This is a genomic window from Actinocorallia sp. A-T 12471, assembly GCF_033875155.1.
Lineage (GTDB): Bacteria > Actinomycetota > Actinomycetes > Streptosporangiales > Streptosporangiaceae > Actinocorallia.
The window spans coordinates 19,276-44,986 of the sequence record NZ_JAWZTE010000020.1 but is presented as its reverse complement, the minus strand read 5'-3'; the positions used below and the strand labels follow the sequence as shown (position 1 = coordinate 44,986).

25 protein-coding genes and 1 pseudogene are annotated in these 25,711 nt (G+C 72.4%); 12 read left to right on the top strand and 14 right to left on the bottom strand.

Annotation, left to right across the window (positions count from 1 at the left end; translation table 11 throughout):
* The first annotated feature begins 16 nt into the window (after positions 1-16).
* Positions 17-787 (top strand): helical backbone metal receptor, encoded by a 771-nt coding sequence (locus R9X44_RS34120; protein ID WP_319818512.1) that lies wholly within the window; start codon positions 17-19, stop codon positions 785-787.
* Positions 788-1,002: 215 nt separating this feature from the next.
* Positions 1,003-1,617, top strand: a complete 615-nt coding sequence (locus R9X44_RS34115) for an SRPBCC domain-containing protein (protein ID WP_319818511.1) — start codon at positions 1,003-1,005, stop codon at positions 1,615-1,617.
* A 62-nt stretch (positions 1,618-1,679) separates the two neighbouring features.
* Here the strand turns inward: R9X44_RS34115 and R9X44_RS34110 are convergent, their stop codons facing one another.
* The 3 genes from R9X44_RS34110 to R9X44_RS34100 all read right to left on the bottom strand — a co-directional run bounded on the left by R9X44_RS34110 (position 1,680) and on the right by R9X44_RS34100 (position 3,731).
* Positions 1,680-2,138 carry a nuclear transport factor 2 family protein gene (locus R9X44_RS34110; protein ID WP_319818510.1) on the bottom strand — a complete coding sequence of 153 codons (459 nt, stop codon included), beginning with the start codon at positions 2,136-2,138 and terminating at the stop codon, positions 1,680-1,682.
* A gap of 14 nt (positions 2,139-2,152) precedes the next feature.
* The gene (locus tag R9X44_RS34105) at positions 2,153-3,028 is read right to left on the bottom strand and encodes a TIGR03619 family F420-dependent LLM class oxidoreductase (protein WP_319818509.1); all 876 of its coding nucleotides are present in this window, start codon (positions 3,026-3,028) and stop codon (positions 2,153-2,155) included.
* Positions 3,029-3,095: 67 nt separating this feature from the next.
* A complete protein-coding gene (locus R9X44_RS34100) occupies positions 3,096-3,731 on the bottom strand; it encodes a hypothetical protein (protein ID WP_319818508.1) in 636 nt (211 codons plus the stop codon).
* Between the two features lie 263 nt (positions 3,732-3,994).
* Here R9X44_RS34100 and R9X44_RS34095 point away from each other — a divergent pair, with 263 nt between their 5' ends.
* Complete coding sequence (locus R9X44_RS34095) at positions 3,995-5,884, top strand: propionyl-CoA synthetase (RefSeq protein ID WP_319818507.1); 1,890 nt, start codon at positions 3,995-3,997, stop codon at positions 5,882-5,884.
* Positions 5,885-5,886: 2 nt separating this feature from the next.
* Here the strand turns inward: R9X44_RS34095 and R9X44_RS34090 are convergent, their stop codons facing one another.
* A complete protein-coding gene (locus R9X44_RS34090) occupies positions 5,887-7,158 on the bottom strand; it encodes an ATP-binding protein (protein WP_319818506.1) in 1,272 nt (423 codons plus the stop codon).
* Positions 7,159-7,403: 245 nt separating this feature from the next.
* Between R9X44_RS34090 and R9X44_RS34085 the strand changes: the two genes are divergently transcribed.
* Positions 7,404-7,562 (top strand): hypothetical protein, encoded by a 159-nt coding sequence (locus R9X44_RS34085; RefSeq protein ID WP_319818505.1) that lies wholly within the window; start codon positions 7,404-7,406, stop codon positions 7,560-7,562.
* A 65-nt stretch (positions 7,563-7,627) separates the two neighbouring features.
* Here R9X44_RS34085 and R9X44_RS34080 read toward each other — a convergent pair whose 3' ends face one another.
* A complete protein-coding gene (locus tag R9X44_RS34080) occupies positions 7,628-7,939 on the bottom strand; it encodes a hypothetical protein (protein WP_319818504.1) in 312 nt (103 codons plus the stop codon).
* Between the two features lie 118 nt (positions 7,940-8,057).
* Positions 8,058-8,534, bottom strand: a complete 477-nt coding sequence (locus R9X44_RS34075; protein ID WP_319818503.1) for a hypothetical protein — start codon at positions 8,532-8,534, stop codon at positions 8,058-8,060.
* A 130-nt stretch (positions 8,535-8,664) separates the two neighbouring features.
* On the opposite strand from R9X44_RS34075, the gene R9X44_RS34070 reads away from it, so the two are divergent.
* The 5 genes and pseudogenes from R9X44_RS34070 to R9X44_RS34055 all read left to right on the top strand — a co-directional run bounded on the left by R9X44_RS34070 (position 8,665) and on the right by R9X44_RS34055 (position 12,612).
* On the top strand, positions 8,665-9,405 hold the full coding sequence (locus R9X44_RS34070; RefSeq protein WP_319818502.1) for a lysophospholipid acyltransferase family protein: 741 nt from the start codon (positions 8,665-8,667) through the stop codon (positions 9,403-9,405).
* A gap of 306 nt (positions 9,406-9,711) precedes the next feature.
* Positions 9,712-11,196 carry an MDR family MFS transporter gene (locus tag R9X44_RS34065; protein ID WP_319818501.1) on the top strand — a complete coding sequence of 495 codons (1,485 nt, stop codon included), beginning with the start codon at positions 9,712-9,714 and terminating at the stop codon, positions 11,194-11,196.
* Between the two features lie 46 nt (positions 11,197-11,242).
* Positions 11,243-11,917 (top strand): maleylpyruvate isomerase N-terminal domain-containing protein, encoded by a 675-nt coding sequence (locus R9X44_RS34060; protein ID WP_319818500.1) that lies wholly within the window; start codon positions 11,243-11,245, stop codon positions 11,915-11,917.
* Positions 11,918-11,961: 44 nt separating this feature from the next.
* Positions 11,962-12,159 (top strand): annotated as a pseudogene (locus tag R9X44_RS35855) (hypothetical protein); the annotation flags it as partial.
* Positions 12,160-12,180: 21 nt separating this feature from the next.
* Entirely contained in the window at positions 12,181-12,612 is a 432-nt protein-coding gene (locus tag R9X44_RS34055) for a pentapeptide repeat-containing protein (protein ID WP_319818499.1), read from the top strand.
* Between the two features lie 9 nt (positions 12,613-12,621).
* Here the strand turns inward: R9X44_RS34055 and R9X44_RS34050 are convergent, their stop codons facing one another.
* Positions 12,622-13,440 (bottom strand): siderophore-interacting protein, encoded by an 819-nt coding sequence (locus R9X44_RS34050; protein WP_319818498.1) that lies wholly within the window; start codon positions 13,438-13,440, stop codon positions 12,622-12,624.
* A gap of 156 nt (positions 13,441-13,596) precedes the next feature.
* On the opposite strand from R9X44_RS34050, the gene R9X44_RS34045 reads away from it, so the two are divergent.
* Together R9X44_RS34045 and R9X44_RS34040 are read left to right on the top strand one after the other, a co-directional pair.
* Positions 13,597-13,899 (top strand): hypothetical protein, encoded by a 303-nt coding sequence (locus tag R9X44_RS34045; RefSeq protein WP_319818497.1) that lies wholly within the window; start codon positions 13,597-13,599, stop codon positions 13,897-13,899.
* Positions 13,900-13,903: 4 nt separating this feature from the next.
* On the top strand, positions 13,904-14,551 hold the full coding sequence (locus tag R9X44_RS34040) for a TetR family transcriptional regulator (RefSeq protein WP_319818496.1): 648 nt from the start codon (positions 13,904-13,906) through the stop codon (positions 14,549-14,551).
* Between the two features lie 6 nt (positions 14,552-14,557).
* On the opposite strand, the gene R9X44_RS34035 is transcribed toward R9X44_RS34040, so the two are convergent.
* The 5 genes from R9X44_RS34035 to R9X44_RS34015 form a co-directional block, all read right to left on the bottom strand.
* Positions 14,558-16,708 (bottom strand): xanthine dehydrogenase family protein molybdopterin-binding subunit, encoded by a 2,151-nt coding sequence (locus R9X44_RS34035; protein ID WP_319818495.1) that lies wholly within the window; start codon positions 16,706-16,708, stop codon positions 14,558-14,560.
* Positions 16,705-17,697, bottom strand: coding sequence for a xanthine dehydrogenase family protein subunit M (locus R9X44_RS34030; RefSeq protein WP_319818494.1), 993 nt, complete (start codon positions 17,695-17,697; stop codon positions 16,705-16,707). Before R9X44_RS34030 ends, R9X44_RS34035 begins: the two co-directional genes overlap by 4 nt.
* Positions 17,694-18,179, bottom strand: coding sequence for a (2Fe-2S)-binding protein (locus tag R9X44_RS34025; RefSeq protein ID WP_413775005.1), 486 nt, complete (start codon positions 18,177-18,179; stop codon positions 17,694-17,696). Before R9X44_RS34025 ends, R9X44_RS34030 begins: the two co-directional genes overlap by 4 nt.
* A 200-nt stretch (positions 18,180-18,379) precedes the next feature.
* The gene (locus tag R9X44_RS34020) at positions 18,380-18,976 is read right to left on the bottom strand and encodes an SGNH/GDSL hydrolase family protein (protein ID WP_319818493.1); all 597 of its coding nucleotides are present in this window, start codon (positions 18,974-18,976) and stop codon (positions 18,380-18,382) included.
* Positions 18,973-20,331: a DHA2 family efflux MFS transporter permease subunit gene (locus R9X44_RS34015; protein ID WP_319818492.1), complete on the bottom strand. Its 1,359-nt coding sequence runs from the start codon at positions 20,329-20,331 to the stop codon at positions 18,973-18,975. Before R9X44_RS34015 ends, R9X44_RS34020 begins: the two co-directional genes overlap by 4 nt.
* A 691-nt stretch (positions 20,332-21,022) precedes the next feature.
* On the opposite strand from R9X44_RS34015, the gene R9X44_RS34010 reads away from it, so the two are divergent.
* Complete coding sequence (locus R9X44_RS34010) at positions 21,023-22,108, top strand: TetR/AcrR family transcriptional regulator (RefSeq protein ID WP_319818491.1); 1,086 nt, start codon at positions 21,023-21,025, stop codon at positions 22,106-22,108.
* Positions 22,109-23,120: 1,012 nt separating this feature from the next.
* Here R9X44_RS34010 and R9X44_RS34005 read toward each other — a convergent pair.
* Together R9X44_RS34005 and R9X44_RS34000 are read right to left on the bottom strand one after the other, a co-directional pair.
* Entirely contained in the window at positions 23,121-24,155 is a 1,035-nt protein-coding gene (locus R9X44_RS34005) for a zinc-binding dehydrogenase (RefSeq protein ID WP_319818490.1), read from the bottom strand.
* Between the two features lie 506 nt (positions 24,156-24,661).
* Positions 24,662-25,642, bottom strand: a complete 981-nt coding sequence (locus R9X44_RS34000; protein WP_319818489.1) for an aldo/keto reductase — start codon at positions 25,640-25,642, stop codon at positions 24,662-24,664.
* Positions 25,643-25,711 lie beyond the last annotated feature (69 nt).

Here is a 25,711-nt window from a genome sequence, read left to right as displayed (position 1 = left end):
GTGGCAGGATCGGGGGATGGGCGCGCCACACGACGACACGGGTGCTCAGGTGCCCGTCCCCGCGCGGGTGCGGCGCGTGGTGTCGCTCGTCCCGTCGCTGACCGAGGCCGTCGCGGCGAGCGCCCCCGGGCTGCTGGTCGGCGCGACGGACTGGTGCACCCACCCCGCCGACCTCGACGTCGCCCGCGTCAAGGGCACCAAGAACCCCGACGTCGCCGCGATCATCGCGCTGCGCCCCGATCTCGTGCTCGCCAACGCCGAGGAGAACCGCGAGCCCGACCTCGCGGCCCTGCGCGCCGCGGGGGTGCCCGTATGGGTGACCGCGATCAGCACGGTGGACGGCGCTTTCGCGTCGCTGCGCCGCGTGCTCGCCGAAGGCTGCGGGCTGGAGGTCCCCACGTGGCTCGAAGCCGCCGAACGCGCCTGGGCCGCCCACCCCTCCGGCGCACAGGTGACGGCCCGCGCGGCGGTCCCGATCTGGCGTCGCCCCTGGATGGTCCTCGGCCGCGACACCTTCGCCGGTGACGTCCTGGCCCGACTGGGCGTCGCCAACCTCTTCGCCGACCACCCCGACCGCTACCCCAAGATCCCCCTCGACGGGATCATCGCCGCCGACCCCGACCTCGTGGTCCTGCCCGACGAGCCGTACCGGTTCACCGCCGACGACGGCCCCGAGTGCTTCCCCGGCCGCCGGATCGCGCTGGTCGAGGGCCGCGACCTCACCTGGTACGGGCCGTCGATGGTCGACGCGCCGTCCCGGCTGCTGCGGCGGCTCGCCGGGAATTGACCGGCGCGCCGCCCTTCCCGTGCGCGGACCGGCCCGCGTGTCGCCGAATCGGGACCTTCTCCGGCGTTCACGCCGATAGAGTGGCTTTCTCCTGGATGGGGGCGTGCACGCGTTCGACGTCCCCGGGCCCCCGGCGTCGCCGCGCGGGGCCACCGCCGTGAGCTCCGCAGAGTCCGGCACCACGCGCCGGACCCGACCGCTGAGGAGACCAGGACATGATCGACATTCCCGCCGAGATCGCCGCGATCGGCCGCAGGGTGCACGCGGGTGAGGACGGCGACAAGCTCGTCGTCGCCCTGGCGCGCGCCTACCCTGCCGCGCCCGAGCGGATCTGGGCCGCGCTGACCGAGCCCGCACGGCTCGCCCGCTGGTTCCTGCCGGTGCGCGGCGACCTGCGCGAGGGCGGAAGCTTCGCCACCGAGGGCAACGCCGACGGCACCATCGTCAGGTGCGAGCCCGCCAAGCGGCTCGTGCTCACCTGGGGCGCGCCGGAGAGCATCGTCACCGTCGAGCTGACCCCGCAGGGCGAGAGCACCGGCGTGGTCCTCGAACACGCGGTCCCCGCCGCCTTCGTGCCCGACGCGGGCGGCGCGCTGTACGTCGGGCCCGGCTGGGACGGCGCGCTGCTCGGCCTCGGCCTGTACCTCGGCGGCTTTGAGACCGACGACCCCTCGGAGTTCCAGAACTCACCCGAGGTGCTGGAGTACAACGCCGGCTCGATCACCGCGTGGGAGACCGCCCTGCGCGCCTCGAACCTCGCCACGGACGCCCAGATCGACGCGGCCGTCCGGGCCGCGACGGCGAACTACACGGTCCCACCGGACGCGTGAGGCCCGCCGCCGCGGTCCCGGCGTCGCACCCCGCCGCACCGCGCGCGGCGCGGCGGGGTGGATCAGGGCGCCTTGAGGGTCGCCAGGGCCCGGTCGGGCTCCCAGTGGGCGCGGATCGAGGTGAGCAGGCCGGCGTCGTCCACGGTGTAGACGATCACGCAGTCGACCGTCATCTGTGACCCGTCGCCCAGCGTGGTCGTCAGCTGGGTGACGTTGGCGCAGGACGGGCCGTTGGCGAACGACTCGGTGGTGCGGGCGTGGAAGCCCTTCATCAGGCCGACGTAGCCGTCCCAGAAGGCGGAGATCGCCTCCCTGCCCTTGTGGCCCTTGCCGTCGGGGTCGAGGAAGGATGGGCCCACGGGGTCCTCGATGTGGGCGTCGTCGGCGAAGAGGGCGAGCCAGCCTTCCTTGTCCTGGGCGGCGACGCGGCTCTGGGAGTTCTTGGCGGCGGTCCTGGCCGGGTGGGGGGCGTCGGGGGCCTCCCAGGTGTAGCCGGACGGGGTGGGGGTGCCGTCGGACATAGTAAGAACCTGTTCTAGTTACACCGTGCGATGACGGTCTCGGCGAAGGACTCCAGATTGCGGATCTTGGTCTCCAGGGGCTCGGTGTCCTGCCCCTTGATGTAGGGCAGCCGGAACCCGACGATCACGTCGGTGATGCCCTTGTCCTCGAGGCGCTTGACCCCGTCGACGGTGTAGGCGTCATAGGAGATCACGTGGATCTCGAAGGGGTCGTTCGCCTTGCCCTCGGCCTCGCGGATGCCCTGCAGCCTGGTGAGCAGGGCGTCGAGCTCCTCGCCCGCGCCGCCCGCGTGCATCCAGCCGTCCCCGCGCAGCACCGCCCTGCGCAGCGCGGCGTCGCTGTGCCCGCCGACGAGGATCGGGATCGGCTCGGTCGGCGCGGGCGACATCTTCATCGACTGGATGTCGTAGAACTCGCCCTTGTAGGAGAAGTACTCGCCGCTGGTGAGGCCGCGCACGATGTCGATGCACTCGTCCATGCGCTTGCCGCGCCGCGCCCAGGGCACGCCGAGCGCGGCGAAGTCCTCGGGCCAGGGGCTGAGCCCGACGCCGAGCGACAGCCGGTTGTTCGTCAGCGCGGCGACCGAACTCGCCTGCTTGGCGACCAGCACGGGCGGCCGGATCGGCAGCTTGAGCACGAACGGCGTGAACCGCAGCCGCGACGTCACCGCGCCCATCGCGGCGGCGAGCACGAATGTCTCGATGAACGCCTTGTCCTCGAGGAACGACCGGTCGCCGTCCTCGGTGTAGGGGTAGGTCGAGTCGGACACCTCGGGATACATGACGGAGTCCGGGACAGTGATGCTGTGGTAACCGGCGTCCTCCGCCGCCTTGGCGAGCGGAAGGTAGTAGGACGGGTCGGTCATCGCCTCGGCGTAGGTGAACCGCATGCGCCGAGCCTACTAGAACACGTTCCAGTTTCAATGCCTGTGCGGCGTGCGGGTGCGTTTTCCCGCCTCAGCAGTCGACCGCCCGCACGCGCAGATCGACCATGGTGTGCAGTTCGGTGTGGAACCGCTGCAATGTCCGCGGATCGTCGGCCTTGCGCGAGGGCGCAGAGCCGTCCGGCATACCCGAGGCGAGGAATCCGGTGATCATCCAGACGACGGACCAGGCAACGAACTGGAGGTCGGCGTCCGGCCGCACCCCCGACCAGGGGGCCTGCAGGAGCACGGTTTCCAGCCCGGGCCGCATGTCCTTGGTGAGGTCGAGGTCGCTCGCGTCCTTCAGCCCGCGGTGCCGCCACACCGCGGGCACCTCCGGGTGGAGCAGCGCGAAGTCAAGCGCGCGGTCGACCATCCGGTGCAGGCCCGCCATGTCGCGCACGAGATCGCGTGCCGCCTCCGCGTAGTACCGGTGCTCAAGATCGCAGAGGTGTTCGAGCGCCGCCCGGTACACGGCGGCCTTGCCCTCGCGCAGCAGCTCGGAGCGCGTCGCGCCGGGCCCGGCGGTCTGGATGATCATCTGCCTGGTCGTGGCGTCGTAGCCGAGTTCGGCGAACAGCTTGATCGCGGCGCGCAGCACGTGTTCGTCGGCGGCGTCAGGGCTGTCGGCGGCAAGGTCGTGAACCGCGTGGACGGGTTCTGCGCTCATGTCTCCTCTAACGACCGGCGCGTCCCTGCCCATCCGCGCCCGGGGCAAAGACGGGGTCTTATCTGCTTTGTCGCTTAGGGAGACGGGCCCCTGACGGGTGCCGCCGCCCACCTGCCCGTTCCGGCCGATCAGGGCCCTTCGGCCCCCGAGGCGGGGTCTTTCGAGGTGGTGGGGTCGGTGGGTTTTTCGGTAGTAAAGGGCGGTCGGGGGGAATGACCGGGAGGCGCGGTCGGCCGCCGCGCGGGCTGTGGAGGAGGAGAGACGTGGGAGCGTATGCCGAGGCGTACCGGCGGAGCCTTGCCGACCCCGAGGGCTTCTGGGGAGAGGCGGCGCGGCTGATCGACTGGACGCGGGAGCCGTCCCGCGTCCTCGACGCCTCGGGCGCGCCGTTCTACCGCTGGTTCCCCGACGGGGAGATGAACACCAGCGCCAACGCGCTCGACCGGCACGTCGAGGCGGGCGCGGGCGACCGCCTGGCCCTGGTCTGGGACTCGGCGATGGTCCCGGCCAAGCGCGCCTACACCTTCCGTGAGCTGCGCGACGAGGTCGCCAGGGTCGCCGGTGCCCTCGCCGCGCTCGGCGTCGGCAAGGGCGACAGGGTCGTCGTCTACATGCCGATGGTGCCCGAGGCCGTCATGACGATGCTCGCCTGCGCGCGGCTCGGGGCGGTCCACTCCGTGGTGTTCGGCGGGTTCGCGGCCAAGGAGCTCGCCGCGCGGATCGAGGACGCGGAGCCGAAGGTCGTCGTCGCGGCTTCGTGCGGGCTTGAGCCGAACCGGGTCGTCGCCTACCAGCCGATCCTGGAGAAGGCGCTGGAGCTCAGCGCGCACAAGCCCGCGCACACGCTCATGCTGCAACGCGAGGCGTCCCCGGCCGATCTGTCGCTGCCCGGCTACGTGGACTGGGCCGAGGTGGTCCCGTCGGCGGAGCCCGCGCCGCCGGTGCCGGTCGCCTCCACCGACCCGCTTTACATCCTGTACACCTCGGGGACGACCGGGAAGCCCAAGGGCGTGCTGCGCTCGGCGGGCGGCCACGCGGTCGCGCTGGCCTGGACGATGGGCGCGATCTACGACATCAAGGCCGGCGACGTGTTCTGGGCGGTGTCCGACGTCGGCTGGGTCGTCGGGCACAGCTACATCGTGTACGCGCCGCTGCTCGTCGGCGCGACGACCGTCGTCTACGAGGGCAAGCCGATCGGGACGCCGGACGCCGGCGCGTTCTGGCGCGTCACGCAGGAGTACGGGGTCAGGGCGATCTTCACCGCGCCCACCGCCTTCCGCGCGATCAAGAAGGTCGACCCGAAGGCCGCCGAACTCGCCAAGTACGACGTGTCCACGCTGAAGACCCTGTTCCTCGCGGGGGAGCGGCTCGATCCCGAGACCTACCACTGGGCGTCGGACGTGCTCGGCGTGCCCGTGGTCGACCACTGGTGGCAGACCGAGACGGGCTGGCCGATCGCGGCGAACCCACGCGGGCTCGAACCGATGCCGACCAAGCCGGGGTCGGCGACGGTGCCCGTTCCGGGGTGGGATGTGCGGATTGTTGATGAGTACGGCGAACCCGTCGAGGCGGGCAGGGAGGGCGAGATCGTCATCCGGCTGCCGCTGCCGCCCGGCGCGCTCCAGACCCTGTGGGGCGACGACGAGCGTTACATCGCCTCGTATCTGAGCCGTCACGAGGGGTACTACCACACGGGCGACTCCGGCTACTTCGACGCCGACGACTACCTGTTCGTCATGGGCCGGATCGACGACGTGATCAACGTCGCGGGGCACCGGCTGTCGACCGGCGCGATCGAGGCGGCCCTGGCGACGCATCCGGCCGTCGCGGAGTGCGCGGTGATCGGGGTGCCCGACCCGCTCAAGGGCCAGCTCCCGTTCGGGCTCGTCGTCCTCAAGGCGGGGGTCGAGCAGGACGAGGAGAGCCTGCGGGCCGAGCTCGTCGCGGCGGTCCGGCGCGACGTCGGCGCGGTCGCGGCGTTCCGTGAGGTGTCCGTCGTCCCCGCGCTGCCGAAGACCCGCTCGGGCAAGATCCTCCGCAAGACCATGCGCGGGATCGTCGGCGGCAGGGACGAGCCGGTGCCCGCCACGATCGAGGACCCGTCGGTGCTCGACGCGATCGCGCCGGTCCTGCGGGGCCGCGCGGAAGGCTGAGGTCAGGCCCTGCGGTCGGCGGGCTCCTCGGACAGGACGGCGGCGAGGCGGGCGCGGACGGAGTCCGAGCCTGGCGCGGTGGGGGCGTCGGCCGCGCGGCGGCGGCGCTGCGGGAGGCCGTTCGACGCCTTCCCGACGACCTTCGGCCGCTCCGGCCCGCCCGTCGCGGCGCGCAGCGCCCTCGGCGCGGACTCGTGCGGGTCGGTCGGGCGCGTCACGAGGCCGTCGGGCAGGACCACGACCGCGCACGTGCCGCCGTCCGGGCCGCGTTCGAGCCGCACCCCGAGGCCGAAGCGGCGGGCGTAGGCGCCGACGACGGGGAGCCCGAGCCTGGGCAGCGGGCCGAGCGCCGTCAGGGAGACGGGGCCCGCGCCCGAGGCGGTCTCGGTGAACCTGGCGAGCGCGGCGTCGTCCATGCCGACGCCGGAGTCCTCGATCCGGACCACGTGGCAGCCCTCGCCGCGCTCGACCACCGCGCGCACCCCGGCCGCGCCCGGTGAGGACTGCGCGGCGTTGGCGAGCAGCTCGGCGAACGCGTGGACCAGCGGCTCGACCACCCGGGGGCGGGCCGCGACGTCGTGGCCGCCGACGAGTTCGAGCCCGCCGCCCGCCGCGACGCGTCCGGCCGCCGCGGCCAGGACGTCGCACAGCGGCAGCGGCCGCGCCCAGGTGCGTCCGGCGCGGCCGCCGCTCAGCACCACGAGGCTCTGCGCGAGCCTGGTGAGCTGGGCGGCCGACCCGGCGATGAGCCGGCACTCCTCGAGCTGGTCGGGACGGTCGGCGAGCGCCGGGGCGAGCCTGTCGACCGACTCGCGGACCCGCAGCACGCCGGTCTGGGTGCGCTGCGCGACCGACACGACGAGGCCCTCCATCGCCCGCGCCGCCTCGGCGCGCGCGGTCTCGGTCCGGGAGAACGCCGCGTCGTAGACCGCCCTGGTCTGCTCGGCCCAGGGCGCGGAGTCGGCGACGTCGGGGCGGCGGGCGGACACCGACACGTCCCAGGCGAGCGCGTTCAGCAGCTCGCCGAACTCGGTGTACTGCCTTTCGGCTGCCGCACGCGCCTCGCGCAGCTCCCGGTCGAGACGGCGGGAACGGGCGCGGCAGCGGCGCAGCGCCTCGCCGCAGCCGAGCACGAACGCCGCGCACACGGCGGCGGCGAACGCGGCGGCCAGGGGGAGGGACGGGGTCGTGAGCACAAGGGCCGCGACGGGTGCGGCGGCGAGCGCCGCGCCGAGCACGGGCCACAGGGGCGAGGGTCGGGCAGACTCTTCCATGATCCGCTTCCGGGTCCTGGGCGTCGCGTCCGGGCCTCGGCCGCCTGACCCCGGGCGCTGAGCCTGTCGGGTACATCTGGCACACATGGACGTCCATGGCGGCGTCGGCCGAATCCTCATCCGCCACCCGCTTGGCGCGGGAACCGGAAGACCAAACTACGCGACGGGATATCCGCGGACCACCCGACCGGACGAACCACCGGATAACCGTGATCTCGCATTAGTCGGGAACGGCGTACTGTGCGATGATCACGGTTTCTGCCCTGGTCAGCGGCTTATCGGAAAGCCGGGGGCGGGCCCAGCGCAGTGCGTCTGATTTCCTGCTGCTTGCCGATTTCTGGTCGGGTATGTCTGGTTTTTTGGAGGTGCCGCGCGGCGCGCGCAATGGCAAACGCGACGAGTGATGGCGGCCACAGTTCCCTGTCCGCGAGGGAAGCCGCCGCGCGGCACACGGGTGCGGGCGGTGGCCCTAGGACTGTCCGCCCGAGTACGAGGCGACGACCTCGACCGGCCCCAGCATGTGCTCGTTGAGCGCGGGGACGTCCTCCGCCGGAATCCACAGTTCGAGCCGGTCGGACCCGCCCGCCTGACGCGTCGGATACCGGCGCGCGAACGCAGTGCTCACCCGGAACCGCGTGACATGTCCCGCACCGGACGCGTCGACGTTCCACTCGCGCGCTATCTGGGCCGCGTACTCCTCCCGGAGGACCGGATAGAAGATCGGCTGATCGGGCAGCCGCGGCGGCCACGCCCAGGGGAGATGCGCGGGTTGCACGAACACCGGCCCATCCCTAGATCCGATACTGGTGTAACCGGGCCTGGCGGTCGTGCGCGCCCGGTGCCGCCCCGTAGGCCCCCAGGGCCGGAGGGGCGGTGCCGGGCTTCAAGGCGCACGGCCGTCAGGCCCCAATGGACGTACTGCCTTCGGGGTCTTCCTCGCGGCCCCGGTGGACCTCGGCGAGGAACGCGCGCAGGTAGGGGTCGGACGGGTCGGGGTCGGCGATGTCCTCGGTGAAGACGGCGAAGGCTTCGCCGCCGTCCTTGTCCAGGGCGTCGCGCAGCAGCCGCCAGGCCCACAGGTTCGGGTGGGGGAAGGCGGTGCAGGCTTCGGCGGGGGCGAGCAGGTCGATCGCCCGGTCGAGGTCGGCGACCGACAGCGGGAGCACAGCGCCGCCCGAACGGTAGCCGAGGACTGTCGCGAGGACCACGGCGGGCAGCGGGCCGTCGCCCTCAAGGTTCGCCCTGACCACCTCGAGGCCGGTGTCGGTCCGGTGGACGACGCCGTGGGCCGCGGGGCGTCGCCAGCCGTCGAGGGCCGCCTCGAACTCGGCGCGCTTGGCGTGGACTTCGTCGGCTGTCGGCCACTGTTCGCTCATGGTCCGATGCTCCCATCCCCGGCGACCCAGGCAGAAACCGTTTTCCAGGGTGGAAAGCACATGAAAACGGTTCATTGTTCGGGCGCGTGTCTGGTTTACTCGGCGGCGTGAGACCCGAGGTCAGCGGCCCATGAGCGGCGTCCGTCCCCCCTTCGCCTGGCGCACGGTCCCGGCGCTGGCGGCCGGGGTGCTCGCCACGCTCGTCGGCGCGCTCGCGGTCCTGCTGCTGCCGCTGCGGGGCGCGCGGCGCAGGGTCGCCGTCGACGCGATCCTGCGCGTCTGGGCGCGTTTCTGGTGTCTGGTCACCGGCGCGCGGATCGAGGTCGAGGGCCTTGACCGGCTTGAGCCGTCCGCGACCTATGTGGTGGTCTCCAATCACACGTCCAATCTCGACCCGATGGTCCATCTCGCGGTCTTCGGCGGGCGGCTGCGCATCCTCGCCAAGCGCGAGCTGTTCCGGGTGCCGCTGCTCGGTCCCGCGCTGCGCGCGGCGGGCATCGTCGAGGTGAACCGGGACAGGGCCGATCAGACCGCCATCAACCAGGGCGTGGCCGACGCGTTCGGGTCGGGCAGCTCACTGCTCGTCTACCCGGAGGGGACCTTCTCCGACGAGGGCGGCATGCGGGAGTTCAAGCCCGGCGCGTTCATGATCGCGGTGACCCATGGCGTCCCCGTCGTCCCGGTGGCCCTGCGGGGCGTGGACGGCGTGTGGTCCGTCGGCCGGTGGCGCATCCGTCCGGGTGTCGTGCGCGTCACAATCGGCAGGCCGCTGGTGACCAAAGACCTCACTCCTGCGGACGTCAGGGCCCTCAGCGCCGAGGCACGGGACGTCATCGCCGCGGCCCTTGAGACGCCGCCGCAAGCGCTCTGACCTGTGCTTTCCCGCAAGTACGGCGGGTGTCGGACGCGCGGATTCCGGACACGGTCACCTCCGATTCCGGGGGCGGAGAAAACCGGTTGAGGCCGCCGCCGGAGGCTGCGTAAGGTCGGATGCCGCTGGGTTCGACGGGGGCTTCGCGGACCTGGGAAGTTTTCCGGTGATCCGCGTGTTCTCTGCCTTGCCGGGGCCTTCGCGCTCCCGTCGAATTAAGAATGGGCCGTTTTTGGCCCTTTTTCCTGTTAGGGCGGAAATGCCGTCCGAAACAGCCGTGAGAGACGAGAAAGGCCGCGTAGGACCGTGCAGAGACGTCCCGACACCCTGACCGAGCCCGAGCGCGAGGCGCCGGACGCGCAGGCCGACGAGGGGATGCCCCGCCACGTCAAGATCGCGATCGGGGTCCCGATCCTCGCGGCCTTTGTGATGATCCTCAACGAGACAGTCATGGGCGTGGCGATCCCCAAGCTGATGACCGAGTTCGCCGTCAGCGCCACCGCCGCCCAGTGGCTCACCACGGGCTTCCTGCTGACCATGGCGGTGATCATCCCGACGACCGGGCTGATCCTGCAGCGCTTCACCACGCGGTCGGTGTTCATCGCCGCGACCTCGCTGTTCGCCGCGGGCACCCTGCTCGCCGGGCTCGCCCCGCACTTCGGGGTGCTGCTCGCCGCGCGCGTCGTGCAGGCGGCGGGCACCGCGCTCGTCCTGCCGCTGCTGATGACCACGATCATGACGCTGGTGCCCGCCTCGCGCCGGGGCCGCACGATGGGCCTGGTGTCCGTCGTGATCGCTGTCGCGCCCGCCGTCGGACCGACGTTCTCCGGGCTGATCCTCTCCTCGCTGAGCTGGCGCTGGCTGTTCCTCGCGGTCCTGCCGATCGCGATCATCACGGTCGTCGTCGGCGTCGTCCTCGTGGAGAACAGCGGCGAGCCCAAGCGGGTCAGGTTCGACCTGCCGTCCGCGCTGCTGTCGGCCGTCGCGTTCGGCGGGCTCATCTACGGCCTCAGCGCCATCGGCGAGTCCGCGGGCGGCCACGCCCTCGTCTCCCCGGTGTTCCCGCTCGTCGCGGGGGTCCTGGCGCTCGCGCTGTTCGTGGCGCGGCAGATCAGCCTGCAACGCGACGGCGCGGCGCTGCTCGACCTGCGTCCGCTGCGCGACCGCACGTTCGTCGTCGGGGTTCTGCTGCTGCTCGTGGCGTTCGCCGGGCTGTTCGGCGCGCTGATCCTGCTGCCGATCTACCTCCAGACGATCCGCGGCCTGACCACGCTGGAGACCGGCCTGATGCTGCTGCCGGGCGGCCTGGCGATGGGCCTCATCGCCCCGTTCGTCGGACGCCTCGCCGACAGGTTCGGCCCCCGCCCGCTCGTCATCCCCGGCACCGCCGCGCTCGCCCTGTCCCTGGCGATGATGACCACGCTCGACGCGGACTCGTCCGTCGGCTTCGTGATCGCCGCCCACGTCCTCACCAGCCTCGGCCTCGGCTTCGCCATGACACCCCTGATGTCATCCGCCCTAGGCTCCCTGGACGCCGACCTCTACTCCCACGGCAGCGCCATCATGAACACCCTCCAGCAGCTGGCGGGCGCAGCGGGGACCGCACTCTTTGTAACCATCATGACACTGGGTGCAACCTCCGCCGCCAAGTCCGGCAGCGCCGCCATCCCCGCCCAGATCTCCGGCATCCACAACGCCTTCCTCTGCGGCACCGCCCTAGGCGTCCTCGGCCTAGCCCTCTCCTTCCTCATCAAACACACCCCCACCCCCACCAAACCCGCCCTCCACTAACCAAAGCGCCTCCGCCCCGCAGAGGCCCTCCCCATAGGCTCCCCCCATGCCCCACCCCCTCGACATCCTCGAAGCCGAGGCGGCAAAGCTCACCGACGCCGTCGCCGACCTGGACGAGACGGCGTGGAACCTCCCCACCCGCTGCACCCCCTGGCGTGCCCGCGACCTCCTGGGCCACGTCCGCACCGTGCTCGCCTGGCTCCCGGCCATGCTGGCGGCCCCAAGCCCCGACCACGCCCTGGTCTCGGCACGCGACTACTACCGGCGAGACGGCAGATTTGACGCCGAGACCAACGCCGCACGCGTCACCCTCGCCGTCGAGGCGGCCGCGCGGTTGGACGGGCCCGCGCTCGTCGCGGACTTCACCGCGACCTGGCGCGAGGCCGTCGCGCTGTGCCGCGCCGAGCCGGACGGACGCGTCGTGCGGACCCGGCACGGTGACGCGATGTTGCTGACTGACTTCCTGCTGACCAGGGTCGTCGAGGTCGCCGTGCACGGCCTGGACCTCGCCGACGCGCTCGGCCGCCCGTCGTGGCTGACCGACGCGGCGGCGTCCGCCGTCACCGGGCTGCTGCTCGACCCGACGCCGTTCGACCGGCTCGCCGCCCTCGGGTGGGACCGCGAGACCTTCGTGCGCAAGGCGACAAGCCGCGCGGCGCTCTCGGAGGCCGAGGGTGGGCTGGTGGGGGGTGTTGGGGTTCGGTGGGTTGTGCTGGGGTGAGGCGCGGTACGTTGGCGTTTCGTTTTTCGAACCGAGGATGATCCATGCGCCCGCCCCGTGCCCTGACGGACCTGCCGTACGCCCGCTTCCTGACTGAGGCGGAGGCGCCGCCGGCGCGGTCCGGGGACTGTGAGACGTTGCACTTCGCGGGGATGGATCTGAGCGGGGTGAGGGCCGATGGGGCGCGGTTCCTTGAGTGCGCGTTCAGCTCCGTCGATTTCACGGAGGCGCACCTGCGGGCCGCCTTTTTCAATGATGTGTGGATGCAGTCGGTGCGGTTCGTCGGGAGCGCGCTCGGTGAGAGCCGCTGGATCGACTCGGAGATCTCCGTGGGGTCGTTGGCCGGGACCGCGCTGTTCGGGTCGGAGCTGACGCGCGTGCACTTCGTCGGCTGCAAGCTGGTCTCGGTGAACCTGCGTGAGGCCCGCCTGCGCGACGTGACCTTCACCGACTGCACGCTCGACGGCGTCGACTTCTCCGGCGCGACCCTCACCGACGTGTCCTTCCCCGGCTCGTCCCTGCGCGAGGTTCGCTTCGATCGGGCCAAGATGAAGAACGTCGACCTGCGTGAGGCGCGCGACCTGTCCCTGCACGTGGCCCCGGACGCGCTGTCCGGCCTCGTCATCACCGGCCTCCAGCTGCTCGACCTCGCGCCCGCGTTCGCGCAGGCCCTGGGCGTCAGGGTCGCCGACTGACCGTCCCGCTCAACGGCCCGAATGCTTCCAGTAGCCGCAGAACATCACGTTCTCCTTGGGCGCGCCCCCGGCGAGCCAGTGGCGGCGCAGCGCGGTAGGCAGGGCGGATTCGCCGACGACCCAGCCGTAGAACGGGTTCGGGGGGACGGTGAGCGCCGTCGCCGCCTCAAGGGCCAGCGCCCCGGGCACGCCGTGGCCGGTCCTGACCAGCCACTCGACGGTGACGCCCTCGGGCGCGGTGACGTCCTGCCGGTCCTCCTCGGACGGGATCTCCAGAAGGGCGTGGCCCCTGGCGTCCGAGGGAAGTGACGCGAGGATCCCCGCAGCGGCGGGCAGGCCGCTCTCGTCGGCGACGAGCCGGACCTCGCGGATCGACGGGTCGGGGTTGAAGCCGATGCCCTCGTCGAGCAGCCCGACGGCGTCGCCGGGCGAGCAGGTCTGCGCCCAGGACGAGGCGGGCCCGGCGGTGCCGTCGTCGGGGGAGCCGTGCAGGACGACGTCGACGTCGAGTTCGCCCGCGTCGGCGCGGAAGGCGCGCACCGAGTAGTTGCGCAGGACGGCCCGGTGCGCCTTCGACGTCGTCAGGAACTTCAGGAAAGCCAGCGTGGTCAAGCGCGCTGGCACGCGGCTCAAGGACTCGTCGCTGACGGGCAGGAAGAGCCGGAACCACTGGTCGAAGCCCATCGGGGTGAACCCGGCGAGGTCGTCGCCGCCGAGCGTGATCCGCGCGAAGTTCGGCGAGACGCGTTCGCGCCGGACGACGTGTGCGGTGAGCAGTTCCGCGGCGACGGGCTTCACCGCGGTCTTCGACATGTTCTGGCGTGCCATGTGGGGGTTCCTTTCGGCCTGACGCGCCGGGTTCAGCCCGGCACCCACAACCCTAGCTAAGTTAGGCATGCCTTGCCTAACTCTAACAGCCTGTAATAGATTCGCCGCCCCCGTCCAGGGAGGGCAGCAGATGAGCCCGACACGGGACGCGTCGCGGTGCTCCTCGCCGCCGTCGTCGGCGGCCTCGGCCTGAGCGGCCCGCTCCTCGGCCCCGCGTTCGCACTGACGCACTTCGCCGACGCCCGCCTCCAGGCCGACCCGCGCCGCCGCATGCTCGCGCACCTCGGCCGCCTCCCCGACGCCGTCGCGCCCAAGGCCGTCGCCGACGGCACCCCGATGGACGTGGAGTTCGACCGCGTCGTCTTCGGCTACGACGACCGCGCGACGGCCCGCGCCCGGGCCCAAGGCTGGCGCCGCACCCACGCTGACGGGGGTGTGGGGGTGGGGCGGATATCGTGATCGGGTGTCGCGTCCCGGTCGTCGTCCAGGTCCCCGGCCCTCGCTCAGCCGTGACGTGGTCGCCAGGGCCGCGCTCGCCGAGGGGCTCGACCGGCTGTCGATGCCGGGGGTGGCGCGGCGGCTCGGGGTCAGCCATGCCGCGCTTTACACGTATGTCGCCGATCGTGACGATCTCGTCCTGGCCGCAGCCGATCTCGCGGTGGCCGAGCACTCCTGGCCCGATCCCGGACAGGAGTGGCGGCCGCTGCTCGAGTCGCTGGCCGACGCTCTGTGGGACCTGCTCGCGGCGTATCCCGGGACGGCCCGTGCCGTCCAGACGATGCGGGGCGCGCCGCCGGGCGTCGTCGGACTGCTGCACCGGTACGCGGCCAGGCTCGTGGAGTGCGGCTTCACCCGGCGCGACGCCCTCGTCGCGCTCGACTTCGTCGCCGACCTCGCCGTCGCGACCTCGGCGGGCATGGCCGCGCTTGACGGGCCCGCCGGCGCGGCCACCCGCAGGGACGCCTACCGTGCGGCGTTCGCCGGGCTCCCCGAACTCACCGACCAGGCGACCCTCACCGGCCGCGGCTGGCTTGACGACAAGATCGCCATCTTCCTCGACGGGCTCGCCCTGCGCCGATCGGATCGCGCCGACACGCTAGGCCGTGGCTGACGCCGCTCACAGCAGGTCCTCGATCCGGATCGGCAGCCGCCGCGCCCGGTACCCGGTGGCGTGGTGCACCGCGTTGGCGACCGCCGCGGCGACCCCGACCATGGAGACCTCGCCGAGCCCCTTCACGCCGAGCGCGTTGAGCGACGGGTCGGGCTCGTCGATGAACTCAAGGTCGATGTCGGGAATGTCGGCATTAACCGGGACGGTGTAGCCCTCAAGATCAGCGTTCGCGAAGCCGCCGAACCGCGGATCGGGCTCGGCGTGCTCGCGCAGCGCCGCCCCGATGCCCCACACGACCCCACCCCTGACCTGGCTCGCGGCGGTCACCGGACTCGCGACCCTGCCGCAGTCGACCACGCTCACCGTGCGGGCGACGCGGACCCGTCGGGTGGTCGGCTCCACCCTGACCTCGACGAAGTGGGCGGCGAAGCTGTAGGCGGTGAAATCCGGATAGACCGGGCCAGCGGGGGCCATTCCTCCGGCGATCACCCTGTCGAGCGCCTCGGGCGGCTGGCCCGGCGCGAGTGAGCCGACCTCGACCTCGGCGGGCGCGGCGACCCGGGGGAGCGGGCCCGTCGGGGGCGCGCCGAGGCGCTTGCGCAGCTCCTCAAGCGCGCCGTACACGCCGGGCAGGACCGTCGCGGTGCCCCACGAGCCCGCGGTGAGCTGGTGCGGGACGCCGACGGTGTCGCCCGCCTCGACGGTGACGAGTCCGGCGGGCATGCCCGTCAGGCCGACGACGGTCTCCACGATCGCGGTCCTGATGCCCTGGCCCATCTCGTGCGCCCCCGCCCAGACCGTCAGGCCGCCGTCGGGGTCGAGGCGCAGGCGGGTGAGGGCCGGCGCGGCCGACGCCTTGTAGGCGGCCGAGGCGACGCCCCAGCCGACGAGCGACCCGTCGTCGGCGCGCATCGACCCTGGCTGCGGGGTGCGCCGCGCCCAGCCGAAGCGGTCCGCGCCCCTGCGCAGGCACTCGGCGAGATGACGCGACGAGAAGGGCAACCCCGTCAACGGGTCGGTCTCGGTGTCGTTAAGGAGCCTTAGTTCTACGGGGTCGAGGCCGGTTGCGCTGGCGAGCTCGTCCATCGCGGACTCAAGGGCGAACACCGCAGGGTGCTCGTAAGGCGCGCGCATATAACCGGGCGTCTGCGAGTCGGTGAAGACGATCCGCTGGTGCGCGCGGAAGGCGGGCACGGCGTAGACGCGCGCGCTGGTGTCGGTGTAGCTGGCCGGGAAGACGTCGTACCGAGAGGTCTGCTGGTCCACGTCGTGCAGGAGCGCGGTGATCCGTCCGTCGGGGCCCGCGCCCAGCCTGATCCGGTGGCGGCTCGCCGGACGGAACCCCGAATTGTGGAACATCAGCTCGCGCGGCACCACGAGCTTCACCGGACGGCCGAGGCGGCGCGCGGCCACGGCGGCGAGGCCCGTCTGCATCTGGAGCGAGTTGCGGTTGCCGAACCCGCCGCCCACGTACGGCGCGACGACCCTGACCCGCTCCTGCGGCAGCCCGAGCTGCCCGGCGAGGCCGCGCCGGATCGCCGACGCGTTCTGGGTGCCCTCGTGGACGGTGACGCCGCCGTCGTCCCAGTACACGACGGACGAGGTCAGCTCCATCGGGACCGGATGCTGGGTCGGCAGGTCGAAGACCGCGTCGACCCGGCGCGCGGACGCGGCGTAGGCGGCGTCGGCGTCCCCGACCACGCGGTCCTCGTAGGGGCCGAGCACGTCCGCCTGGTCGCGCACCTCGACGCCGGGATCGTCAAGCGTGACGCTCACCGGCTCCTCCTCGTACGTCGCGCGTACCAACGCGGCGGCTTCGGCGGCGGCGTACGGGGTCTCGGCTACGACGAGCGCTATCGGCTGGCCCCGGTGCGCGATCTTGTCGTCAAGCAGGGGCTGGACGCTTTCGAACGCGTCGCCGCCGACCATGAGGAAGGTCGGCGCGGTCAGCTCGCCCTCGGCGAGGCGGGTGAGGACCAGCAGGACGCCGGGCACCGCCTCGGCCTCGGCGGTCTCGACGGACACGACCCTGCCCTTGCCGATCGCGGCGGGCGTCAGCGCGGCGTGCGCGAGGCCGGGCGGCACCCAGTCCGCGCCGTAGCGGACCTGCCCGGTGACCTTGGCGAGGGCGTCGACGCGGGGCAGCGGCGGGTTCATCGGGACTCTCCCGTCCTCGCGGCGTGGAACAGCGCGTCGGCGACGGTCCGGACGCCGAGTTCGATCTTGAATCCGTTGTGCCTGCCGGGGACCGCTTCTGCGAAGATCGCTTCGCCCGCCGCCCTTGCCGTCTCCTGGGTCAGGGGGCCGCCGACCAGCAGCGCCTCGGCCTCGCGGGAGCGCCACGGCTTGGTGGCGACGCCGCCGACCGCGATCCGCGCCTCGGTGACGGCGTCGCCGTCGAAGGCCAGCGCGGCGGCCGCCGACGTCAGCGCGAACGCGTACGACTCTCGGTCGCGGATTTTCAGGTAGGTCGACGCCCTCCCGGCCCGGGTGGTCGGGACGCGGATGGCGGTGATGAGCTCGTCCTGGGCGAGGGTGTGCTCGAGGTGCGGGGTCGAGCCGGGGAGGCGGTGCAGGTCCCCGAGCGGGACAGTGCGGGTGCCGGACGGGCCGAGCACGTCGATGACGGCGTCGAACGCGAGCAGCGCGACCGCCCAGTCGCCCGGATAGACCGCGACGCACGTCTCGCCGAGGCCGAGCACCGCGAAGCCCCGGTCGAGCCCGCCGCGCACCGGGCAGCCCGTGCCGGGCTCGCGCTTGTCGCACGGGTGCGCGGTGGAGCGGAAGTACGCGCAGCGGGTCCGCTGGAGCAGGTTGCCGCCGACCGTCGCCATCGTGCGGAGCTGTTGGGAGGCGGCCAAGGCCAGCGACTGGGCGAGGGCGGGGTAGTCGCGCAGCAGCACCGGGTCCTCGGCGACGTCGGCCATCCGCGCGCCGGAGCCGAACACGAGCTCGTCGGGGCCCGAGGTGTCGGTCCGGGCGAGCTCGGGGACGCGGGTGACGTCGACCACCGCCTCGGGGGCCTCCACGCCGAGCTTCATCAGGTCGTAGAGGTTGGTGCCGCCCGCGAGGAACCGCGTGCCGGGGGTGACGGCGAGGACGGCTTCGGCGGCCGAAGCGGCGGTGGTGTACTCGAACGCCCTCACGCGGGCCACCCCTGCGCCACCTCGCGGACCGCCGCGACGATGCCGGGATACGCCCCGCACCGGCACAGGTTGCCGCTCATGTACTCGCGGACGCTCGCGTCATCACCCGCGTGCCCCTCGGCGACGCACGCGATCGCCGCCATGATCTGACCCGGCGTGCAGTACCCGCACTGGAGCGCGTCGTTCTCCACGAACGCGCGCTGCATCGGGTGGAGGGTCCCGTCGTCGGCGGCGACGCCCTCGATCGTCGTCACCTCGCGGGCGTCCGCCTGCACGGCGGGCGTCAGACACGACACGACGCGGCGGCCGTCGAGGTGGACGGTGCACGCGCCGCACTGGCCGTGGTCGCAGCCCTTCTTCGTTCCGGTCAGCTCGAGCCGCTCGCGCAGCACGTCGAGCAGCGACTCGCGCGGATCGAGATCGAGCTCGACCGGGCTCCCGTTCACCGAGACCTTCACCAGCATCCGCCGCACACCCCTCATCCTCCGTCGGGCACCGAGGACCCCCTGACCACTGGAGAGCTACCCGTTTCGGATGCCCCCAATAGGGGTCCGTCAGAGACCTGAACCCGGAGTGGGGTGAGGGCCGACCCGGGGACGGCCTCGGAACACGGGTGCTCCGAGGCCGGTCTGTGCGGCCCGGGAGTTAGCGCGTCCGTGTTCCGGGGCCGGGGGCGGGGGCGTCAGGTGAGGGCGGCGTGGTGCTCGAGGAGCGCGAGGACCTCGACCGCGGCGATCGCGTGGCCGCGCGCGTTCAGATGGATGAGGTCCGAGGAGTAGATCGACGGGTCAGCGCCCGCCGGGTGGGCGCTGAAGTCCGCGAACACCGCGCCGTGCGCCGCCGACACCCGCTCGGTGACGTCGTGCAGCAGCCTGAGGCGCGGCTGGAACTCCTCGATAAAGGTCGCGTCGCTGACTAGGCCCGACCTGACGATGTCGAACAGCCCGAGCGTGACGACGTCGGCCCCGGCCGCGCGGAACGCGCCGACCATGTGGTCGAGCTCGGCTTCCAGGGCGACGGCGTCGAAACGCCGGCTGAACGCGTCGTTCCCGCCGCAGACGACGACCGCGAGGTCCGGCCGGAAGTCGAGCGCGGGGGAGAGCTGCCGCTCGCGGACCTCGCGGGCGCGCAGATCGCGTTCGCCGAGGTTCAGGGTCTCGGTGCCGAGCGCCCTGGTCATCCGGTCGATCCAGGACAGGTCCTCGTACCCGTCGACGGGTTCGCGGACTCCCGAGGCGATGCTGTCGCCGATCACTGCCATTCTCTGCCAGGCGTTCACGCGGGTGCTCCTTCGCTGGTGGGCGCGGACATGTGACGTGCGGGGACGGCGAGCCCGGCGGCCCCGGCAAGGGCCGCGGTCACGCCGCAGAACAGGTAGACCGACAGGAACGCGTCGAGGCCCGGCGCGTCGGCCGCCAGCAGCGCGGCGAGGACCGCGACGCCGAGCGCGCCGCCGAACTGGCGCGCGGTCGTGGTGAGGCCCGTCGCGGCCGCGAACCGCTCGGGGCCCGCCGACAGCGCCGACGCCCCCGACACGCCGGTCGCGAGCGCGCCCATGCCCACCCCGACGAGCAGGCCGCACGGCAGCCAGAACGTCAGGAAGGCGGGTTCGGGGGTGAGGGCGAGCCAGATCCACGCCGCCGACGCGCCCATCAGCACGCCGCCGAGGACGATCGCGGTGCGCGGGGTCGCGCGCCTGCTGAGCACGATCGCGCCGACGGCGGCGGTGACCGCGCCCGGCGTCATCGCGAGGCCCGCGTCGAGCGCGTCATAGCCCCACAGGCCGGTGAGGACGAGGACGCCGACGAGCATCCACGGGAAGAACGCGAGGCCGTACAGGAAGGACACGACGCTCGCCGCGGTGAACGCGGGGACGCGCCACAGCGACACGTCGAGCGCGGGCACCGGGTGGCGGGCCGAGCGGACCAGGGCGAGGACCGTCGCGGCGGCCCCCGCGACGAGGACGGCTGCGGTGCGCGGGTCCGTCCAGCCCCACTCCGAGCCCTCCGAGACGCCGAGCGCGAGCAGGCCCAGGCCGAGCCCGAGCAGGACGGTGCCGAGGAGGTCCGGGAGGCGTCCGGCGGCCTTGGTGCCCCGGGTGAGGCCGCGCGCGCCGTAGACCAGGGCGACGGCGACCGGGACGTTGATGAGGAACAGGGACCGCCAGCCGAGCGCGTCGACCATGAGACCGCCCACCGACGGGCCGATCGCCGCGGCGACCGCGCCCGCCGCGCTCCACAGGCCGATCGCGCGGGCGCGTCCCTCGGCCGGGGTGCCGTGCAGCAGCACAGCTAGTGACGCGGGGATCATCGCGCCCGCGCCCGCCCCCTGCAGGGCCCGCGCGGCCAGCAGCCAGGCGAGGTCGGGAGCCAACGCGCACGCCAACGACGCGACCGCGAACAGCCCAGTCCCGATCCGGTACAGCCGCCGCGGCCCCGCGACATCCGCAAGCCGCCCAGACGGCGCCAACACCGCAGCGAACAGCACCACATAAAGCGTGACGATCCAGGTAAGCCCATTGACATGCGCCCCGAACTCCCGCCCCAAGTCCGGAAACGCAAGGTTCGCGATGCTCGTGTCCAACATCGCCAAAAACGCAGCACCCGCCGCCAGCCAAAGACCCCGCGAAACCATTCCCGCCTCCCAATAAAGAACGAACGTTCGTTCCCCAACCCCGAGACAACCCCGCACTCCCCCCAACGAGAGCACGAACGCCCGTGCCAGAAACCAACGCCCGCACCAATAAGTACGAACGATCGTACGATTTCCTGCCCCCACCCCTCCTGTCAACCCACCAAAAGAACGAACGGTCGTCCTACTAGATCACAACCCCCAAACCCCCACCCCCACAACGACAATCCCGGACCTCGCCCACCCACAACGACAAGCTCCGGGGCTTGGCCCCGCCTCACGACGACAAGCCCCGGGACTCCCGACCCGCACCCACGACGACAAGCCCTGCGATCTCGCCCCACACCCACGACGACAAGCTCCGGGGTCTGGCCCCACCCGCGACGACGAGTCTCGGGGCCTGGTCCCGCCCGCCGACGACGAGCCCCGGAACCCCGACCCGCACCCACGAAGACAAACCCCCGGGCCTCGACCCACACGTGCCGGAATCCCAGCGCCCCGTGAGAGGCTGCCGTCGACGCCGCGCACTCGGCCCCGGACGGGGCGAACACTACCCACGCGTTCGTCGCCACCGCCGCCGCCGCCAAGGTCGCCACGACGAGAGCCGCCGTCAAGTACGAACGATCGTGCGACCTACTGCCCCCACCCGGCCTTGTCGAGTGACTGATAGAACGAATGGTCGTACTGTTAGCCCATGGACGGCACGCCCCACACCCACGACGAAAAGCCCCACGACCTCGACCCGCACCCCACCGAAACCCCCGACACGCAGCCGCACGACACCGAGGTCCCCGACGGCGAGGCCCCCAGCGGCGGGGCGCTCAGTGGTGCGGCTCGCGACGGCGAGGTTCTCGGCAGTGAGGCGCTCAGTGGCGAGGCTCTCGACACCGAGGTTCCCGGCGGCGAGGTCCGCAGCGGGGAGGCAGCCAGCGGCGAGGTCCGCGACAGCGATGTTTCCGGCGGTGAGGTTCGCGGCTGGGAGGTGCTCGGTGGCGAGGTCGCCGGCGGCGCGGCGGCTCGTGGTGGTGGGGTTCGCGGCGGGGAGGGGGTCGGTGGCGCGGCTCGTGGCGGGGAGGTTCGTTGGGGCGAGGGTGGCCTGGAGGGTGGGAAGGCTTCGGTGGAGGCGGGGGCGGTCGGCGGGGGGGCCGGGACGGGAGCGGGGGCTAAGGGGAAGGCTGATGGGCGGGTGGTGCGGGGGGAGCAGACTCGGCGGGTGATCTTGGAGAGGGCTATGGAGATCGCGTCGTGTGAGGGGCTTGAGGGGTTGTCGATCGGGCGGCTGGCGGCGGATCTCTCGCTGTCGAAGAGCGGGGTCTTCGCGCACTTCGGGTCGAAGGAGGAGCTGCAGCTCGCGACGGTGCGCGCGGCGCGCAGGGTGTTCACCGAACGTGTCGTGCTGCGGGCCCAGGCGCGGCCCGACGGGTTGCCGCGCGCTGAGGCGCTGCTCAGCCAGTGGCTCGGCTACGTCTCCGACGGGGTCTTCCCCGGCGGATGCATCATCTACTCGATCGCCGCCGAGTTCGACTCACGCCCCGGACGCGTCCGCGACGCCATCGCCCGCGACATGGCCGACTGGCGCACCTACCTCACCGAGACCCTGCGCACCGCGGTCGCCCAGGGCGAACTCTCCGCCCACATCGACCCCGCCCAGCTCGCCTTCGAACTCAGCGCCTACGTCTGGCAGGCCGTAGGCGACTCCGCCCTCCAGAACTCCCCGGCCCCCCTCAACCAGGCCGCCCGAGCCATCGCCACCCGCCTCTTCCACGCCACCCACCCCTAACCCACCCCACCCTCGCGCCCACCCCGCGCCCCGCTCCCGCCCCGACCCCGCACCCCGCTCCCGCCCCGCGCCCTCGGTCTTGCGTCGCGCTCGTCCCGCACTCCCGCTTCGTGCTCTGCGCCCCGTGCCCTCGGCCCGCGCCCTGCGCCCACCCTGCGCCTTGCGCCCGCCTACCCCGGCCCCCCGCCGACCCCGCGCGTCGCGTTCGCCTCGGCCTCGTGCCTCGCACCGGCCTCCGCCTCACATCACACCTGACCCCTCGCGCCTCGCGCCGGACCCCGGCCCTGCCCGCGTCGACCCCGCCCAGTTTGCTTTCGAACTCAGCGCCTACGTCTGGTAGGCCGTAGGCGACTCCGCCCTTCAGAGTTCGCCGGAGCCCCTCGGACAGCCCGCCCGGGTCAGCGCCACCCGCCTCTTCCACACCACCCTCCCAAACCCACCCCTTGCGCCCACCCCACCCCACCCCGCCCCCGCGCCTACCTCGCGCCTTGCGCTCGCCTCGGCCCTGCGCTTCGTGCCCGGTTTGTGCCCCGCGCTCGCCCCCGGCCCCGCGCCTCGCGCCCTTGGTCCGCGCTCTGCGCCCACCCTGCGCCTCGCTCCCGCCCCGAGCCTCGCACCCGTCTCGCGCCGCACCTGACCCCCGCACCCCGCGCTCACCGCGCCCCCGGCCACGCGTCTCGCGCCACACCGGACCCCTGCGCCCTGCGCCTACCCCGTGCCTTGCACCCGCGCTTTGCGCCCGCCCTGCGTCTCGCGTCTCGCGCCTGCGCTTTGCGCGCGCCTTGCGTCTTGCGCTCGCGCCGGTTTGGCCGCGTGCCTGCGGCTTAGCTCTGGCCCGCCCGCCGAGCCCTGCCCCACCCCGCGCCCTGTCCTACCTCGTGGATCGGGGTTGCCTTGTGTCTTGTGTCGCGCCTGAGGTCCGCGCCTTGGGGTGGCTATGTGGTTCGGGCGGTGAGGTGCTCTGGGTCGGTGGGTGTGTGTTCGGTGGGTGGGCGTGGGGTGGGGGAGGGGGTTAGGGGTGTAGGAGGATTTTTAGGGAGGTGCGGGTGGACATGGCTTCGTAGCCGGTGGGGGTTTGGGAGAGGGGGAGGGTGCGGTCGAAGACGCGGCCGGGGGTGATGCGGCCTTCGAGGATGTCGGGGAGGAGGGTTTCGATGTAGGCGCGGGCGGGGGCCACGCCGCCGGTGAAGGTGATGTTCTTGAGGAAGGAGGCTGTGCCTAGGGCTACGCGGCCGTATTGGGGGGCTCCTACGCGGCTGACTACGCCGCCCGCGCGGACGACGCGGAGCGCGGTGTTGACGGCGTCTTCGAGGCCGACGCATTCCAGGACGGCGTGGGTGCCTCGGCCGCCGGTCAGCTCGCGCACCTTTGCGATGCCCTCCTCGCCGCGTTCGGGGACGATGTCGGTCGCGCCGAACTCGATGCCGATGTCGGTGCGGTCCTTGTGACGGCCCATCAGGATGATCCGCTCGGCCCCGAGGCGGCGCGCCGCGAGGACCGCCGACAGCCCGACGGCCCCGTCGCCGATCACCGTGACGGTCGTGCGCGGTCCGACGCCGGCCTTCACCGCGCAGTGGTGGCCGGTCGGGAACACGTCGGAGAGCGTGAGCAGCGACGGGAGCAGCGCGGAGTCCTCGGCGACCGGGAGCCGCACCAGCGTCCCCTGGGCCTGCGGCACCCGGACGGCCTCGCCCTGCCCGCCGTCGACGTCGCCGACGCCCCACATGCCGCCGTGCCGGCACGAGGTCTGGAGGCCCTCGCGGCAGAACTCGCAGCTGTTGTCAGAGAACATGAACGGCGCGACGACGAGGTCGCCGCGCGCCAGGCCGCCGACGTCCGCGCCGATGTCCTCCACGACGCCGAGGAACTCGTGGCCGATGCGCCTGCCGCGCTCGGACGCGGGCTGTGACGCGTAAGGCCACAGGTCGCTCCCGCAGATGCACGAGCGCAGTACCCGCACGACGGCGTCGGTCGGCTGTCTGATCTCGGCGTCCGGCACGTCCTCCACCCGGATGTCGCCAGCACCGTAAAGCAAGGTAGCCCTCATCAGAGCCCTTCCCCTCGAAGATTCCGCGTCGGCCGTCCGTGCTCCGGCCGACCCCGGCGCCGCGGTCCCCGCGCGCGACGGCGCGGCACGCGCCGGGGATGCCGCCTGACAGGGGTCAAGGACTGCGTCATCCGCCCCGGTCAGGCACGCGGAGATCTTCGCATGTCGGACGGATCGGGCAAAGTCTTCGGTCGCACACAGTGACGCCTCCCAGCGACACCACCCCCTCCTGGGACCGGTCCCAAGACAGCCCACCCAACAGCCCACTCAGACGGCTCACGCAACGGCCCACGAGGAACGACCACCGCGACAGCTCACGCAAGACGCCGAAGGAAAGGCCGCAGAAGGAACGCACCCGGAGGGAAACGCGCATGGAGGCAACGCACCCGGAAGGAGGGCACGCGGGCGGAAGGAGCTCGGAAGGAAACGCGCCTGAGGCAACGCGCCCGGAAGGATGGCGCTCAGAAGGAACGCACTCGGTAGCAACGCACGCGGAAGATATGCGCTCAGAAGTACGTCGGTTCGCGTGGTGTGTACGGCCCCTCCAAGGACGCGATCTCCTCCTCGGTGAGCCGTAGGTCGAGCGCCCCGACGGCGTCGGCGAGATGGCCCGGCTTCGTCGCCCCCACGATCGGTGACGTCACCACGGGGTTGTGCAGCACCCACGCCAGCGCGACCTGGGCCATCGGGACGCCCCGGGCGTCGGCGATCCGCTGGACCGCGTCCACGATCGCCCGGTCCGACTCAAGGAACATGGGCCGTCCCGACGGGTCGCGCGTGGGGTTGCTGGCCGCGCGGCTCGTGGACCGCTCACCCCACGGCCTGGTGACGAGTCCACCGGCCAGCGGGCTCCACGGCAGGCACCCGACGCCCTGGTCGGCGAGCAGCCCGAACATTTCCCGTTCCTCTTCGCGCTGCACCAGGTTGTACTGGTCCTGCATGGACACGAACCTCGTCCAGCCGTGCGCCGAGGCGGCCTCCTGCATCTTCGCGAACCGCCACGCCCACATCGAGGACGCCCCGAGGTAGCGGGCCTTGCCCGCCTTGACGACGTCGTGCAGCGCCTCCATCGTCTCCTCGACCGGAACATCAGGGTCATACCGATGGATCTGGTACAGGTCGACGTAGTCGGTGTCGAGCCGCCGCAGTGACGCGTCGACCTGCTCCATGATCGCCCGACGCGACAGCCCTGATCCGCCGGGCCCCTCGCCCATCGGCAGGAACACCTTGGTCGCGAGGACGATGTCCTCACGCCGCGTGTACTTCCGCAGAGCCCGCCCGACGATCTCCTCCGACGTACCCCGCCCGTAGTAGTTGGCGGTGTCCCAGAAGGTGATCCCGAGGTCGAGCGCCTGCCGGAAGAGCGGTCCGGCCTCGGCGTCGTCAAGGATCCAGGGCGCCTGCTCGAACGGCTTGCCGAAGCTCATGCAGCCGAGCGCGATCCGGCTGACGCGCAGCCCCGACGCGCCAAGGCGGGTGTGCTCCATGTCGTGTCCCTTCCCCGGTAGGCGGAGACGCCGCCCTCTGGGAAGAGCTACCCCGCGCAAGGAAGCCGT

Bases quoted from the DNA above. Each gene is read 5' to 3' on its own strand.
- R9X44_RS34050 (WP_319818498.1), bottom strand. From the start codon at position 13,440: ATGGCACGCCAGAACATGTCGAAGACCGCGGTGAAGCCCGTCGCCGCG.
- R9X44_RS34025 (WP_413775005.1), bottom strand. From the start codon at position 18,179: ATGAGGGGTGTGCGGCGGATGCTGGTGAAGGTCTCGGTGAACGGGAGC.
- R9X44_RS34015 (WP_319818492.1), bottom strand. From the start codon at position 20,331: ATGGTTTCGCGGGGTCTTTGGCTGGCGGCGGGTGCTGCGTTTTTGGCG.
- R9X44_RS34105 (WP_319818509.1), bottom strand. From the start codon at position 3,028: ATGCGGTTCACCTACGCCGAGGCGATGACCGACCCGTCCTACTACCTT.
- R9X44_RS34060 (WP_319818500.1), top strand. From the start codon at position 11,243: ATGCCCCACCCCCTCGACATCCTCGAAGCCGAGGCGGCAAAGCTCACC.
- R9X44_RS34035 (WP_319818495.1), bottom strand. From the start codon at position 16,708: ATGAACCCGCCGCTGCCCCGCGTCGACGCCCTCGCCAAGGTCACCGGG.
- R9X44_RS34075 (WP_319818503.1), bottom strand. From the start codon at position 8,534: ATGAGCGAACAGTGGCCGACAGCCGACGAAGTCCACGCCAAGCGCGCC.
- R9X44_RS34055 (WP_319818499.1), top strand. From the start codon at position 12,181: ATGCAGTCGGTGCGGTTCGTCGGGAGCGCGCTCGGTGAGAGCCGCTGG.
- R9X44_RS34100 (WP_319818508.1), bottom strand. From the start codon at position 3,731: ATGAGCGCAGAACCCGTCCACGCGGTTCACGACCTTGCCGCCGACAGC.
- R9X44_RS34090 (WP_319818506.1), bottom strand. From the start codon at position 7,158: ATGGAAGAGTCTGCCCGACCCTCGCCCCTGTGGCCCGTGCTCGGCGCG.
- R9X44_RS34005 (WP_319818490.1), bottom strand. From the start codon at position 24,155: ATGAGGGCTACCTTGCTTTACGGTGCTGGCGACATCCGGGTGGAGGAC.
- R9X44_RS34115 (WP_319818511.1), top strand. From the start codon at position 1,003: ATGATCGACATTCCCGCCGAGATCGCCGCGATCGGCCGCAGGGTGCAC.
- R9X44_RS34000 (WP_319818489.1), bottom strand. From the start codon at position 25,642: ATGGAGCACACCCGCCTTGGCGCGTCGGGGCTGCGCGTCAGCCGGATC.
- R9X44_RS34070 (WP_319818502.1), top strand. From the start codon at position 8,665: ATGAGCGGCGTCCGTCCCCCCTTCGCCTGGCGCACGGTCCCGGCGCTG.
- R9X44_RS34085 (WP_319818505.1), top strand. From the start codon at position 7,404: ATGATCACGGTTTCTGCCCTGGTCAGCGGCTTATCGGAAAGCCGGGGG.
- R9X44_RS34120 (WP_319818512.1), top strand. From the start codon at position 17: ATGGGCGCGCCACACGACGACACGGGTGCTCAGGTGCCCGTCCCCGCG.
- R9X44_RS34110 (WP_319818510.1), bottom strand. From the start codon at position 2,138: ATGTCCGACGGCACCCCCACCCCGTCCGGCTACACCTGGGAGGCCCCC.
- R9X44_RS34010 (WP_319818491.1), top strand. From the start codon at position 21,023: ATGGACGGCACGCCCCACACCCACGACGAAAAGCCCCACGACCTCGAC.